Origin of the sequence: Chitinophaga sp. (assembly GCF_036569125.1) — a bacterium.
Taxonomy (GTDB): Bacteria; Bacteroidota; Bacteroidia; order Chitinophagales; family Chitinophagaceae; genus Chitinophaga.
Genome location: NZ_DATCRF010000180.1, coordinates 1 through 13,421, shown reverse-complemented (window position 1 = coordinate 13,421; position 13,421 = coordinate 1). Strand labels below are relative to the sequence as shown.

Below are 13,421 nucleotides of genomic sequence, written 5' to 3'. Positions count from 1 at the left end.
CCTTTAACCTGCAATTCTCGCCCTGGGGCGGTATTTGCGCGGTGCCGCAGTTCATTAATACTTTTGACCCGCAGGACAGCCGCTTCACAGATAACTGGATCAAAGGACAGCAGTTCTCATCTGCCGGAGCTATGCTGATGGTGCAGAACGGCAGGTTCACCGGGCAGCCGCTGAACCTCATCAATGTAGTGCCGGCCATTGATACCAGTGAGGCCATCCATGGTTACCGGCTGGGAAAATTTGAAATAAAGAAAGGCGCTACTAACCGTTTGAGCAACGATTTTCCCCTGCTCAGGTATGCAGATGTTATTTTAATGAAAGCCGAATGCCTGTTACGTACAGGTAACGCCGGGGAAGCGGCAGTAGCCGTTACCATGGTACGGGAAAGGGCTTTCCGTAATAACCCTGCAAAAGCGATCGTAACCGCAGCTGACCTGCAAAAAGGAAGCAGCTATGATTATGGGTTGCGTGACGTGCATGCAACTACTAATGAAGGCGGTGCCGACATACAGTTTGGCCGCTTGCTGGACGAGCTGGGATGGGAGTTCTTTGAAGAATGCCATCGCCGGCAGGATATGATCCGCTTTAATGTTTTTGCAAAGAAATCATGGTTATCCCACGCACCCAATGGCAATTACAGGATACTATACCCCATCCCGCAATCAGAGAAGAACAAGAATGGAAATCTAAAACAGAATGACGGGTATTGAGTATAACCTGATAAGAAAAATAAATAAGCCGTCTCATTCAGGGACGGCTTATTTATTTAACGAAGCCATACCAGCAGGCCCCTGGTGGTTTCAATGCGACGGTACCTCCTTTTTTTTCAAGCCCTGCCTGAAAAAAAATCCTGAATATTTCCTTACTTTACTATACGTATGAAACCAGTTATCCTCACTAAAGCACAAGCCAGAAAGATCATCCTCCACGCAGCAGGGCTAGCTCAACGGGGGCAGTTTGGAAAGGGCCGTGAGGCGGTTTACAAGCTTATAGATCATCTTGGTTTTGTGCAGCTCGATACCAATTATACCGTTGAGCGCGCGCACCACCATTCTATTGCAGCGCGGGTACCTGATTATAAACTGGAATGGCTTGATGAGCTGCAGGAGGATGGAAGGATCTTTGAATTCTTTACCTCCGACTCAGGATATATGCCCATGCATAACTTTCGCTACTCACTGCCGGTGAAGCAAAGCTTTTTAGATAACCGGAAACCGTTGCCACAGCCCGAGATCAATCTCATGAACAAGGTGCTGGACAGGATTGCGCGCGAAGGTCCGCTGATGGTAAAGGATTTTGAGAATGACCGTTCGCTGCCAAGTGAAGGCTGGTGGGACTGGCGGCCATCAAAGGTGGCGCTTGAACGCCTGTACCTGGATGGAAGACTGATGACCACACGAACAAAGGGCTTCCTGAAAGTATATGATCTCCCCATGAATTTAATTCCGGAAGATGTGGATACCACCCTGCCCACACCCACCGAATTTGCAAGGCATGTTATACTCCGTGATTTGAAAGCCCTGGGTATTGCCTATGCAAAAGAGCTGGCCTGGCGCGCACGCCGCGTGAAAAATAATTTAGTGAAAAAGGAGCTGGAAAAGCTGGTAGATGAGGGCGCAATTTGTAAAGTTGAGATCGAAGGCATGAAAACGGCTCCCCTCTATATGTTACCTGCTTATAAAACCAAAAAGATCCAGCTGTCCGGCGAGGCATTTATCCTCTCCCCCTTCGATGTATTAAACGTTTTCAGGCATCGTTTGAGGGATTTTTTTGATTTCGACTACCAGATAGAATGCTTTGTTCCCGAGCCAAAACGGAAGTACGGATATTTTTCATTGCCCGTATTGGTGGGTGATACTTTTGTAGCCAGGATGGATTCAAAGGCCGACCGCAAACAAAAAACATTAATCGTACACAATCTTCACTTTGAACCGGTAAAATTAAGCAGCCCGATGATCGCCCAGGTCACTGACGCTATTAAAACATTTGCCAAATTCAACCAGTGCCGGGACATTACCATTACAAGATCAAATAACAAACAATATCTGAAAGCCATAAAGGATGGGCTTACAAAAATCATCTAGCTCATTTCCCGAACTCGTCTTCGTAAACCATCTTATTTTTACCATTCTTCAGCTTTACATAATCTACTCCCCCGGGACCGGTAAAATGATAGGCCAGTCCCATTATTTTACCAAAATCCTTTTTAAAGCGGATGGTACGTACCGGCTGGCCATCCAGGCTGATGGTTGCCTGTTTATTCACCACCAGGATCTGTAGCTGCTGCCACTTGTACAGGTCGCGGCCAAATGCGGAAAGGTCGTTTTGCACACCATCTTCGTATACTTCTCCCATTTTAATATTGCTGTTCCGCTCACATCCTTTCCTGATCATACACACAAAAAAGATGTCTTCTTCACACATCACTACCAGGCTAAGGCCCGGACATGCATTAAGATTTGTACTGTCCAGGATCACTCTTGTATCCAGCGAAAAATTATCGCTGTAGGTATCCTCAAATTCCCGGACATTAAAATAGCTTAAGGTGAAATCTTTATTTACATCCATATGGGAAGCAACAAGCGTTTCCGTGGAAATGTGCAAGGCTCCATCTCTTATAGAACCCTCTTGGGGGAGATAGACCGGTACACTATCCCGGGAAACGTGGTGGGCCAGTGGAAACCATCCGTCAGTTGTAATATGTACTTTAAAACGCTTCAGGATGGAATCATTGGCAATAAGCTTGGCCCTGTGAAAACCGGGATAATAATAGATAGCAGAATAGTAATGCTTTCCAGGATCAATCTGTACGCGCTCCTGCTCATTCCAGGATTGCTGGAAAAAGAAACTGTCGGCTACTACATTACGCACATCGTAATTAAAAACAATGGTGTTGGGTACCCCCTGTGCAACCGTTTTATTCCCGGTGAAAGTAACCGGGCCTTTCACCACCGGTTTTAGGCTGGCGGGCTGGCCTGAACGGAAAGCGATCAGCCAGGAAAACACGACCAATGCAGCTACCGCAGGTAGTATCATCCACGGATTTAAACGCCTGCTACGTTTTTCAGCTACCGGGGCAGCCGGCGGTGGTGCGGCCGGAAGAGGGGCTTGTTTTAACCGGAACTCCTGCCAGTCCTTATACCCGAGTACGGAAACCAATGCCTGCAGGGTGGATGGATGCGGCACCTGGTCATAGTCTTTTTTCCACAACCGTTTTAAGGTGGAAAGACTGAGCCTGATGCCGGACCTTTCCTCAATGCTATCCGCAAGAGATTCCAGGTCCCGTTGACGCAACGTTCCATCATCGGATACAAGGCGTAACTGTTCCTCGATCAATTGCTTGCAGCGAGCTATATATTCCTTTTCGGTGAGGCTCATGCAGTTAAATTACAGCTTAAAGCGGATTTGAACAATAAATGAACGCTAAATGAACGCTGAATGAACACAGGTTCTTTTCATCTCTTTGTTTATTGCGCATGGATCAGATAAAACAAACTGTATGAAAAAAACCTCTTTATCAGCTTGCATGCTGTTGTTATGCTACTGTTTTGCAACCGCACAAACCATTAAAGTACCTTTTACGTCAGACCAGTGGATCAGCAGGCAGGCGGAGATGGTTCAGGAAACCTATATGGGCAAAGAAAGCATCTTCCTGAAAGCCGGGGACATTTATCTAAAAGATGTCGGCTTCCTGGATGGCACTATTGAATACGATATCAATTTTCCGAAGGACCGCAGCTTTCCCGGCTGCTATTTCAGGATGCAGGATACCGCTGAACTTGAAAACTTTTATGTGCGCCCCCATCAATCCGGCAATCCGGATGCAACACAGTACACTCCTGTTTTTAATGGGGAAGCTGCCTGGCAATTATATCATGGCAAAGGGTATTCCGAGGCATTCGATCTTAAATTTGATTTCTGGCATCATATCAAAATTGATGTACATGGCCTGCAGGCAGAAATTTATATAGATGATATGCAAACCCCATTGATGAAGGTGGTAGAATTAAAGCGCACGCCCAAAGCAGGCGGTATAGGATTAAGTTCCGGCGGAGCGCCGGTTCATTATGCCAACCTGCAATATACCCTGCGGCCGGCAGTGGCGTTTTCTCCGGCGCCCATCCCTGCCAATGGAACAGGTGGCCTTATAACCCGGTGGCAGGTATCCAATGTAGTCAGCAGCAGCCTGTTTGAGAAAAAATACCAGCTTACACCCGCCATCAAAGAAAGTCTTACCTGGACCACGCAACAAACCGAGCCTTCCGGCATTATCAATTTTTCAAGATTTGGCAGGTTAACGAATACAACAACCACGGTCGTAGCCAGGATTAGCATTGAATCTGGCCTGGATCAGATAAAAGCGCTGTCCTTTGGATTCAGCGATGTTGTAACTGTTTATTTCAATGGGCAGGCTTTGTATGCCGGAGCAGATGTCTTTAGGTCAAGGGATTACCGGTTCTTAGGCTCTATTGGTTTTTTCGATAAGGTTTTTCTTCCCCTGAAAAAAGGCAGCAATGAGCTTTGGTTTGTGGTAGCTGAAAACTTTGGCGGATGGGGCCTGCAGGCTAAGTTTGACGACATGGAAGGAGTAACGCTGAAATGATGATATAACAAGCCGTCTCCTTTGGGGACGGCTATATTATTATTTCGAAAGCAGCTGAATGGTATTTTCAACTACTCCCCTGCACAACGCTGCATGCTGCAATAAAGTATTACCCTTTGCATCTCTCAGCTCCATCATAGCCGGTTTAAAATTTTTCAGGAATGGGATCAGCAGGTCCTGCTCATTTCTTTTTACAAGGCCGAAGATTATTTCAGGCGCGGATCCAATAATAAATTTTAACAGCCAGTGGGGCTTCATGGAAAAGAATGCTTTGAAATGCTTCCTGGCTTTATTATTACTGGTAAACCCATTAATGAGGTTCTTTGCTATCTCCGGCGTAACATTTGGCTGCAATACACTTAGATAGTGTTTTATAGCATCGTCCTCAAAAGGGAAAAGCAGGGTTAGCCATTTAATATTTATAGCAGCAATACGGCTGAAAAAAGAAGCGGATCGGTAGAGATCATCAGCCGTAAATGGAGAGCAACCATCACCCATCATGGCTAACATTATTTTCTCCTGTAAGTCTGCTGCTTCTTCTGAAACCCTTAGGTTGGCCAGGAAACTGTTAAAGGAGGCGGTCCTTTCAGGCAGCCAGAAAAATATCTGATAGCAACATACATATTGATCCAGGCTACGAAGGTACCCTATGTCTCCTACCCCACGCGCTAAATACAAGCACACCCATTCCAGGCTGGTAGCGCCCCCATTGCCGGCATATGCTTTTTGCGCATTTAAGCCGGCGCCGGCCACGATGGTTAGCCTGATAATTTCAACTATTATTTCCAGGCTGGCTTTATCGCTCACCCCTGAAATTTGCTGAATAAGCATGGCCAGGTTATAAGTGCCCAGCTCATGATTTCCCAGCAGGGTGGCAGCAGCTCCCTGCTGAACAAGCTCCTTCAGCGATTGCAGGATCTCTTGAATACTGGTAGACGGAACATTGCCGAAAGAAATCCCAAGCTTTTCAAATTCGGCTTTAAATTGTTCGTCCAGCACATTTGCCTGTGTTTCATTCAGCCTTTTTCTTACCGTTGCCCAAATAGCTTTCTCTTTTTCAAGATCATTACGGTTGGCCAGTAGCTCCTGCTTTGTTTGCAGGAATGCTTCCATAGGAAAATTCATCTCCATTGTATGCTCCGGGTTCAATGTATATTATGGTCAATGGTAATGGCATCACCCACGCGAATGGTTCCGCTGCCGTGATATAATAGATTCTGGCCGAAATGGATCTTATTCTCTTTCATACGGTAAGTGCTGAGTGTTTTCAAAGGTTCTTTTGCTTTTACCGCAGTTTGCTGGTCGATGGTGGTCATAACACAACGTGCGCAGAGCTTAACACCTGAAAACCGGATATCGCCAATACTGAATTGTTTCAGATCATCTTCCTGGAACGGAAGGCCCCCGGTAAACACGATGTTGGGTCTGAAACGGTTCATGGGTAACGGAGATGATAGGCGGCTGTTCAGATCATCCAGGGAGGCCTGACCGATCATCAATAAAGGATATCCGTCTGAAAAACTGGTGATTTCTTTATTGTGCGCATAATTCACATCTACGGGCCGGTGGCTGCCATCCGGCATATATACCAGCCGGCATGAAAGATCCAGCTGTTCGCTAAACCAGGCATCCGCTTCTGCACTTACCCATTGGGCGCGGCACTCGTCATCCCATACCGTAACCGTGGTAGTTTCAGTGGTTAAAGGCTGCAGCGGGATCTGGTAAAAAAGATCCGGCTTATTTATATTTCTAACCACCAGGCGACCGTTGTGCAGCGCTACATGTAAACAAGCCATGAGCGGTACTTCACGTTGCGAAAGAAAGCGGTTGTTCTCATCTACCAGCATCCACCTCCGGTCGTATTCAAAACCGCGATCGGTCAGGGAAGCCGCAGGCAATGAAATTCCGCCTAACGATTTAACAGGATAAATATATAATTCGCTAACTGCCAGCATAACACTAAGATACCCCTTTAATCATTCATCCAGCTTAGCGGTTACCATTTTTATCACTTTCAGCTTATCAATGATCAGGAGCATGATAAATATAACCGTTACCAGCACCAGTAAAGAGCACATTAACACCGCATAATATTTAATTGTCCACTCCAGGGCTACTTTAAGCCGTTTGGCAAAGCTTACTTTTTTCTCCGGGGCGCCTTCATAGAGAGATAGCCGCACCGTACAAAATTCATTCTCCGAATCAAAATTGCCCAGCTCAACACCCAGTTCCTGCATCTGGGTTTCTATTTCCAGGATCTTCTCATGTAATTTAATATAGTCGCCAATGGCTCCTCCCCTGGATCGCAGCTCATTCAACGAGGCCAGGTTCTTTTCAAGAGATGCTTTCTTTGCGTTCAGCTGCCGGTATTCATTTGTTTTATCCACCTTGGTGATCTCTGTTGATCTTACCTGGCCTATATGCTGGATCTGCTCATAGAAGCTGTCAAATTTTTCAGGGTTAATACCGATCAGCAGCTGAATTTGGCGGTTTCCCTTATTACCGGTGTTTTGCTCGTACTGGATCACACCTTCAAAAGCGGTGGTGACTTTTTTGATAGTATCTATGTCCTTTTCAAATTGTGAGGTCTTTGACCTTACCGTGGCTGTTTTCTCATATTTCTGGGAAGACGCGGCATTGGCTTGTGGCGCTACATCTTGCTTTAGCAGCTGTTTTTCAGATGCGTAGTTCTTTCTTAAATTGGCTACACTGCTAAAAAAATCACCGGTATACTCTCCCCTTTGCGCCGCGTCGGTAACAATGTAACCATAGATCAGCCGGAATACCAGCATCAGGAGAAATAACCCGCCAAACCATTTTCCGAATTTCCAAAGGCGTTGTCTGAATGTTTGTTGCATGTTCTTTATTTCTGGTGATTACTTATATGATGCAAAAAACTACCGGAATACACACTTTTTATCCGTTTATTATTTATATCTTTTAGTTACCCCGGCGCAACGTACCTATACAACTGCCTGTTACACAAACCCGGATGAACATATTAGCACCTTGAAATGATCTGACAATAAATACCCTATGAACACAAAAATTTACTGCCTGTCCTTTTTCACCTTGCTGACACTCTTTACCTATGGCCAATCAAATCCTGTAAGAATACTTAACAACATTTCCCTGCCAAAAGATACTGTTATAAAAGATGCCTTATTGCGTAGCCTGGATGGATTCCTGCGCAGCAAAGACAGCACAAATACAGGGAACAGTTTTATATCAAAAGCGGATCTCCTGGAAACCAGCCTGTTAACAGATGAAATGAAAGGCATTGAAAAAAATGCCCGGTCTAATAGCAATAACTTTTATAAACCCTACCTGACCAATGTTATTCAAAGGGATGAACATACTTATTTACTGCAGCTGTCGTACCTGGGAACCAGGGAAGATACAGCCATGCTGAGAGGAAGTTTCAGGCTGCTGGCCCGGAAGGAGGCCGACCGGTTTGTTTTCCTTTCTCCACTATCCGCCAATACCCTGCTCTGGAAAACCTGCCGGATGGATAATGTTGTATTCAGGTACAAAGAGAAGATCAACCTGGAGGAAGCTAAAAAGCTGCAGCAGATGATCGCATACTATGATAAAAAGATCGGGGCTCCCCGGCAGCAGATCCGGTTTTATTGCTGTGACGATTTTGAAGAGGCATTGAAGCTGGTTGGGGTTGAGTATAAGGCCATTTACAACGGGTATAACCATCTGTCCCTGTATACCTGTCACAATAACGAAACCTTAATAGTTAGCGGAATGGCTAACCGTACCGGGTTTAATGAGTTTGACCCGCATGATCTGTGGCACGACCGGTTACATAATATGTACTCCACCGCAATCATTAACCGGGCGGTAGATGAAGGCTGCGCTTATTTATATGGCGGCAGCTGGGGCATTGAATGGAAAGAGATCCTGGCTGCATTCAGGGGCTATGCTGCCAAAAATGAACAGGCCGACTGGCTTACCCTGTACACCAGTGAGCAAAATTTTGTGGAAGGAGCCAAACGGTTGAATATCGCCTATGCCATCAATGCCCTGATCGTTCAGCAGCTGGAAAAAGAAAAAGGGTTTGATGCCGTAAAAGCGCTTTTGTGCTGCGGCAAACGTGAGAAAGGAGATGAGAATTATTTCAGGACTCTCGAAAAGGTGGCAGGCATCAGCAAGAACACATTCAACACCAGGGTAGATCGTTTGATCACTGAGAGATAAATGGATCTGTAGACATACTGTAGACGCCTCCTTTTACAAAAGTAGATGAACTGTAGGATCCCGGAATTAGGAAGCAGGCTATGTGTGATGGAAATTTGCCGCAACAAATCCATACATGAAAAAACAGCCATACCTCCGGATCATCCTGCTGTTATGTTGTATAACAGTACTGGGCTGCAAAATGCCCGCATCTCCTGAAAAGTATTTTGATGCAGCCGCCCTGAATGCCAATGCGGTTTCACATTTCGGCAGTGATTATTTTATTACGGCCCTTGAATATGGTAAAAGGACAGCAGGCGCAGGCCAGTATAGCTACGAGCAGCAGATAGGTTTTGCTATTCAACGGGTGGAGCGTTATCTGAAGAGTGTGAACGGCCTGATCGCAACTAAAGATACCGAAGCTTTGCTGGATGCGTCTAAAGATCTCTTCCAGTTTACACTGGAGAGCTACAGAACCGATCATATGGCCGTTGCCAAAATGATTGACCGCAAAGCTCCGGAAGAAGAGATAGCCAAAGCTTTGGAGGCGCTGGATCAGAAATCTTATGGAACCTTTGTGAGCAAGTACAATAAGCTGCATGATCTTGGCACTCAATATGCCAAAGACCATGATATTAAATTGGTGGAAATGCCCCGCTTCAACCGGTAGCAGCAAACCGGCCGGCTACACCTGCGAATAGGATGTTGGAACTAAAAAGGTGTTCCTGATAATAGAAATAGTATTTGCATACTGAGGGTCCGCTACTAATTTTTTCCATTCAGGATCCGCTACAAAAGCGGCCCATCCTTTATCGCGTTCTTCCATGCCGGGGCAGGTGAGCATATAAGTGAGACGGGGCTGCCGGTCGCCGGCAATCACCTCACCAAAGAATACGGGATTTAAGCCCGCCCTTTTAAAAATGGGGAATTCGCCGTCATGAAACATTTTAATTTTTCTTTTTACGGCATCTTCGCTATAGCCCTCATACGTTCTTAATTCAACCATCCGGGATCCACCTGAGGGTACAGCTATTGCAGGCCAGCCATCAAAGGCGATCATTAAAGAAGAAGTAAAGCGGTTATATACGGGTTTATCAGCCGGTATGCTGTTATATGCTGCGCTGTTTTTAATATAATCTGCATCTGCCTTTACTTTCATATTCACCGAAAGATAGCTGTCAAGAGAAGAATAAGGCACCAGTAAATAAAACTTAGCGGGTTCGGATGGTCTCCATTCCTTAAAAACGCCCACTGTTCTTACGCCATATTTATTCAATGCAGGAATAAGCGCCGTCTTAAAATAATCTTCCAGCTGCGCAGGATTGGAACCAAAGCGCATTTCATATTCACGCCATTCGTATGCTTCTTTTTGTGCGGGCTGCTTATCAGCCGCTATTCCGGAACTGAAGGGTATTGCCATACCAGCGCTAGCCGCAAGTGAAGATTGAAGGAATTTCCTGCGTTGCATATTGATTGTGATTTTGTTTGTTGATCAAGTCGTGGATATAGCTGTTGAAGATCTGCAAAAACAATCAATTAAACAATAGCGGTTTTCAGGGTATTTAGGCGCTGCCGGCTCCTCGGCTGAACAAACAGACATTACCTGCTTCAGCCGCGGCCCGGCACTGGATAATTTCTTACTAAGCTTTCAGCTTTTGCTTTTCATAATCTATTTTACCGTATTTACCGCAGTGAAAATCCCTGTAGGCATCAGCGATCTCCAACATGGAGTTCATGACGAACGGACCTTCAGCGACTATTGGCTCCTGGTAGGGCTCACCACCAAATAATATAACATCGGCAGCTTCCTGGTTCCCGTTTAACAACGCTATACTTCCTGCATTTCTGTCAAATTCAATGAATTCACCGGCATCGAATTTTTCATCGTTTATGGAGGCCGGCATAAGAGGCAAAAAAGCGGCGACCTCTGATCTATCGGCAAAATTGGCCGTGAAACCGGCGCCGGGCTCCAAATGAATGTGGTAAATGAACTGTTCTGAATAGCTGGGGATCGAAGATCTTAATTCTTCAAACGCGCCGGCAATCACCTTTATCCATCCCTTTCCGTCAGGTAATTCTTTATAAGGAACTTCATTGCCTTCAATGGCTAAGTAAGCCGGTTTTCCGGCTTTTATTGCTGAAGGCAAATTGATCCAGAACTGAAATGCATGGGTCAGTTTGGAATCAGTGCGGGAGTCATAATTCAGTGTTTCATCGTGAATGATCCCGTTCCCGGCATTCATCCATTGTACGCCTCCTGAATGCACCATGGCATAGTTGCCTGCACTGTCAAAGTGTTCATCCTCACCATTCAGGATGTAGCTTAAGGTAGCAATGCCCCGGTGTGGATGTGCGCCGGTGCCTTCTTTATTTACCTTAGTCTGGATTGTTGGAGCAATATGGTCTAAAAAAACGAACGGCCCCACCGCTTCAGCATACCTGTTCGGCAGGATCCTGTATATGACCAGGTCGCCGATATCTGCTCTTTTGCCCCGGGCTGAAAAACTGCTTTTCTTTTTCATGTTTACGTTGTTATAAGTTCTGATCCGCCAAATGACATATGGTGCCTTTTATAGTATAAAAGCTGCCATCCGGCAATGTAGCGTTATTATAAAGAATTCCATTCTTATGGGCAGGATATTTTGGTCAAACAAGCAACACCCCGGATCGATCAGGATGTTGCTTTGCTGAATTACTTATTTTTCCGCAGGAACCGGTGTAGCCAGCAGCTGCAGCTCCCAGGCATATGCAACGCCGCTTGCTCCGGCATGTTCTGTCATAAGGCCCGCCAATTGACCGGCTGTTTCCGTACGGGCCCAGTCACGCTGCCATTCAGAGACAACAGCTACCCAATTGACCGGCGTAATACCATGTTGTACCATACGCCGTACTGCCATATCGTGCGCTTCCTTTGAAACTGATCCTGAGGCATCTGTTATAACAAATACATCATAACCTTCACCTGCCGCCTGGATCGCCGGCATGGCTACACACACTTCTGTCCACAAACCGGCAATGATCAGCTGCTTGCGGCCGCTTTTTGCCACAACATCGGTAACCGCAGGGTCCTGCCAGGTATTAATAAACGTACGGTTGATGGGCTTTTGCTCAGGAAATACATCCTGGATCTGTTTGATGATCAAACCACCGCGTTCTTCTATAACGGTGGTCAGAATAGTTGGTACATTAAAGATCTTTGCTGCTTTTGAAATTCCCGCCACAGCGTTGATGACCATCGTTGGCTCGTGGCTGTTCAGATTGGCGAACTGGAAAGGCTGATGATCGATCAACACTAAAATGCTGTCTTCCGGACGCAGCAGGGCTTCAAGGCCTGTTTTCACATTTTTTGGCATGTTACTGATTTTGTATATTAACTATTAAGGTTGAACATTACGGGGCAGATGGAAGGCCGGCGGTTTCCTTTGCATGCTACATTATTGTCAATTGCCCGGAAGCAAAGTTCAGAAACCGGCAAAAAGAGAAAGATGACATAAGTCGAAAAATAAAGTAGACAAATGTCTACATGCCACCTACACAACCAGGTTGCCGGGGTGGAAATGGGCATTTAATCAGTATTTTTGTCTGAACAATATTGAATATCCCAAACTATATTATACAAGAATGATGCATGAGGTAAATATGTACGAAGCTTTTTTTGACTATCTGAAAAAGTTCAGTGCTGATCCACTTTCTGAAGACGAGAAAGCGTTGCTTAGGCAGGCATTTATTCCGTCTAAATTCAGAAAAAGACAGTATCTCCTGCAGGCAGGTAACTATTGTAAAGATTTTGCCTTTATTGTAAAAGGTTCCATGCGGATGTATTCGGTTGATGACAAGGGATCTGAACACTTCGTGCGGCTGGGTGTGGAAGGCTGGTGGATGGGTGACCGGGAAAGCTGGGTTATGCTTACGCCAAGCTTATATAATATCGATGCCTGGGAAGACACCGAAGTGCTTTTGATCAGCAGGGGTAATTCCCTTGAACTTATTAAGGCGGTACCTGCCTTTTGGGAAATGGTACGCCAGCTTGATGAGCGGAATAATATTGCCAATCAGCGAAGGCTAACCTCATCTATAAGTGGTACTGCAGATAAACGATATGTAGATTTTATCGACTGTTATCCCGAACTGCTGCACCGTTTTCCGCAGCATATTATTGCTTCTTATCTTGGCATCACTAAAGACACCCTGAGCCGCATCAGGCGCCGGCTGCTTCAAAAATAGCGGGCATTCATTTAACATTTCCCTGGTCTTATCAATCGCATTCCGCTCTCCCATATTGCTTACCGCCAAATCCATTGCAGCTTTGGGGATAAAGTATATGCAACCATGAGAGACACCAATGGAAAAAACGCTGACAAAGCAAAAGCCTTGACACGGAATTAAAATATGCCAGGGGATTTTCTGGTAGAAGATCAGTGAACTGAAGGCTGGTACGGTGATAACACCATTATAGAAATTACCAGCCAGATCGCTGAACCAAACAGATTATTTATCGTCTTCAAGTTGCGCTTCGATGGCCGCTTTATCGATTACGGACCATACCTCTTTGATCTTTCTATCTTGAAACCGGTAGAAAACATTTTCTGTGAAGACTATGTTCCTCCCATTAACAGGAAGACCCATAAAATTT

At 45.6% G+C, this 13,421-nt stretch carries 14 protein-coding genes; 6 read left to right on the top strand and 8 right to left on the bottom strand.

Translation table 11 applies throughout. From position 1 onward, the window contains the following. The coding region (locus VIM87_RS06570; RefSeq protein WP_331996204.1) for a RagB/SusD family nutrient uptake outer membrane protein at positions 1–710 on the top strand (710 nt) is incomplete at its 5' end. Positions 711–878: 168 nt separating this feature from the next. After that, entirely contained in the window at positions 879–2,084 is a 1,206-nt protein-coding gene (locus VIM87_RS06565; RefSeq protein ID WP_331996203.1) for a winged helix-turn-helix domain-containing protein, read from the top strand. 1 nt (position 2,085) lies between these two features. On the opposite strand, the gene VIM87_RS06560 is transcribed toward VIM87_RS06565, so the two are convergent. Then, complete coding sequence (locus VIM87_RS06560) at positions 2,086–3,378, bottom strand: hypothetical protein (RefSeq protein WP_331996202.1); 1,293 nt, start codon at positions 3,376–3,378, stop codon at positions 2,086–2,088. A gap of 121 nt (positions 3,379–3,499) precedes the next feature. On the opposite strand from VIM87_RS06560, the gene VIM87_RS06555 reads away from it, so the two are divergent. Beyond that, on the top strand, positions 3,500–4,603 hold the full coding sequence (locus VIM87_RS06555; RefSeq protein WP_331996201.1) for a hypothetical protein: 1,104 nt from the start codon (positions 3,500–3,502) through the stop codon (positions 4,601–4,603). Between the two features lie 39 nt (positions 4,604–4,642). Here VIM87_RS06555 and VIM87_RS06550 read toward each other — a convergent pair whose 3' ends face one another. From VIM87_RS06550 to VIM87_RS06540, 3 genes are read right to left on the bottom strand one after another with little or no spacing between them, the layout of a single operon-like run. Next, positions 4,643–5,734 carry a hypothetical protein gene (locus VIM87_RS06550; RefSeq protein ID WP_331996200.1) on the bottom strand — a complete coding sequence of 364 codons (1,092 nt, stop codon included), beginning with the start codon at positions 5,732–5,734 and terminating at the stop codon, positions 4,643–4,645. Between the two features lie 14 nt (positions 5,735–5,748). Next, complete coding sequence (locus VIM87_RS06545; RefSeq protein WP_331996199.1) at positions 5,749–6,558, bottom strand: MOSC domain-containing protein; 810 nt, start codon at positions 6,556–6,558, stop codon at positions 5,749–5,751. A 21-nt stretch (positions 6,559–6,579) separates the two neighbouring features. Beyond that, positions 6,580–7,461 (bottom strand): DUF4349 domain-containing protein, encoded by an 882-nt coding sequence (locus tag VIM87_RS06540; RefSeq protein WP_331996198.1) that lies wholly within the window; start codon positions 7,459–7,461, stop codon positions 6,580–6,582. Positions 7,462–7,639: 178 nt separating this feature from the next. On the opposite strand from VIM87_RS06540, the gene VIM87_RS06535 reads away from it, so the two are divergent. Continuing rightward, positions 7,640–8,809, top strand: coding sequence for a hypothetical protein (locus VIM87_RS06535; RefSeq protein WP_331996197.1), 1,170 nt, complete (start codon positions 7,640–7,642; stop codon positions 8,807–8,809). A gap of 115 nt (positions 8,810–8,924) precedes the next feature. Beyond that, entirely contained in the window at positions 8,925–9,458 is a 534-nt protein-coding gene (locus VIM87_RS06530) for a hypothetical protein (protein ID WP_331996196.1), read from the top strand. Between the two features lie 15 nt (positions 9,459–9,473). On the opposite strand, the gene VIM87_RS06525 is transcribed toward VIM87_RS06530, so the two are convergent. From VIM87_RS06525 to VIM87_RS06515, 3 genes are all read right to left on the bottom strand, one after another. Beyond that, a complete protein-coding gene (locus tag VIM87_RS06525; protein WP_331996195.1) occupies positions 9,474–10,256 on the bottom strand; it encodes an NIPSNAP family protein in 783 nt (260 codons plus the stop codon). A 172-nt stretch (positions 10,257–10,428) separates the two neighbouring features. Continuing rightward, positions 10,429–11,310 carry a pirin family protein gene (locus VIM87_RS06520; protein ID WP_331996194.1) on the bottom strand — a complete coding sequence of 294 codons (882 nt, stop codon included), beginning with the start codon at positions 11,308–11,310 and terminating at the stop codon, positions 10,429–10,431. Between the two features lie 174 nt (positions 11,311–11,484). Further along, positions 11,485–12,141: a hydrolase gene (locus VIM87_RS06515; protein ID WP_331996193.1), complete on the bottom strand. Its 657-nt coding sequence runs from the start codon at positions 12,139–12,141 to the stop codon at positions 11,485–11,487. A 268-nt stretch (positions 12,142–12,409) separates the two neighbouring features. Between VIM87_RS06515 and VIM87_RS06510 the strand changes: the two genes are divergently transcribed. After that, entirely contained in the window at positions 12,410–13,012 is a 603-nt protein-coding gene (locus VIM87_RS06510) for a Crp/Fnr family transcriptional regulator (protein WP_331996192.1), read from the top strand. A gap of 264 nt (positions 13,013–13,276) precedes the next feature. On the opposite strand, the gene VIM87_RS06505 is transcribed toward VIM87_RS06510, so the two are convergent. After that, the gene (locus VIM87_RS06505) at positions 13,277–13,414 is read right to left on the bottom strand and encodes an ester cyclase (protein ID WP_331996205.1); all 138 of its coding nucleotides are present in this window, start codon (positions 13,412–13,414) and stop codon (positions 13,277–13,279) included. Positions 13,415–13,421: the final 7 nt, after the last annotated feature.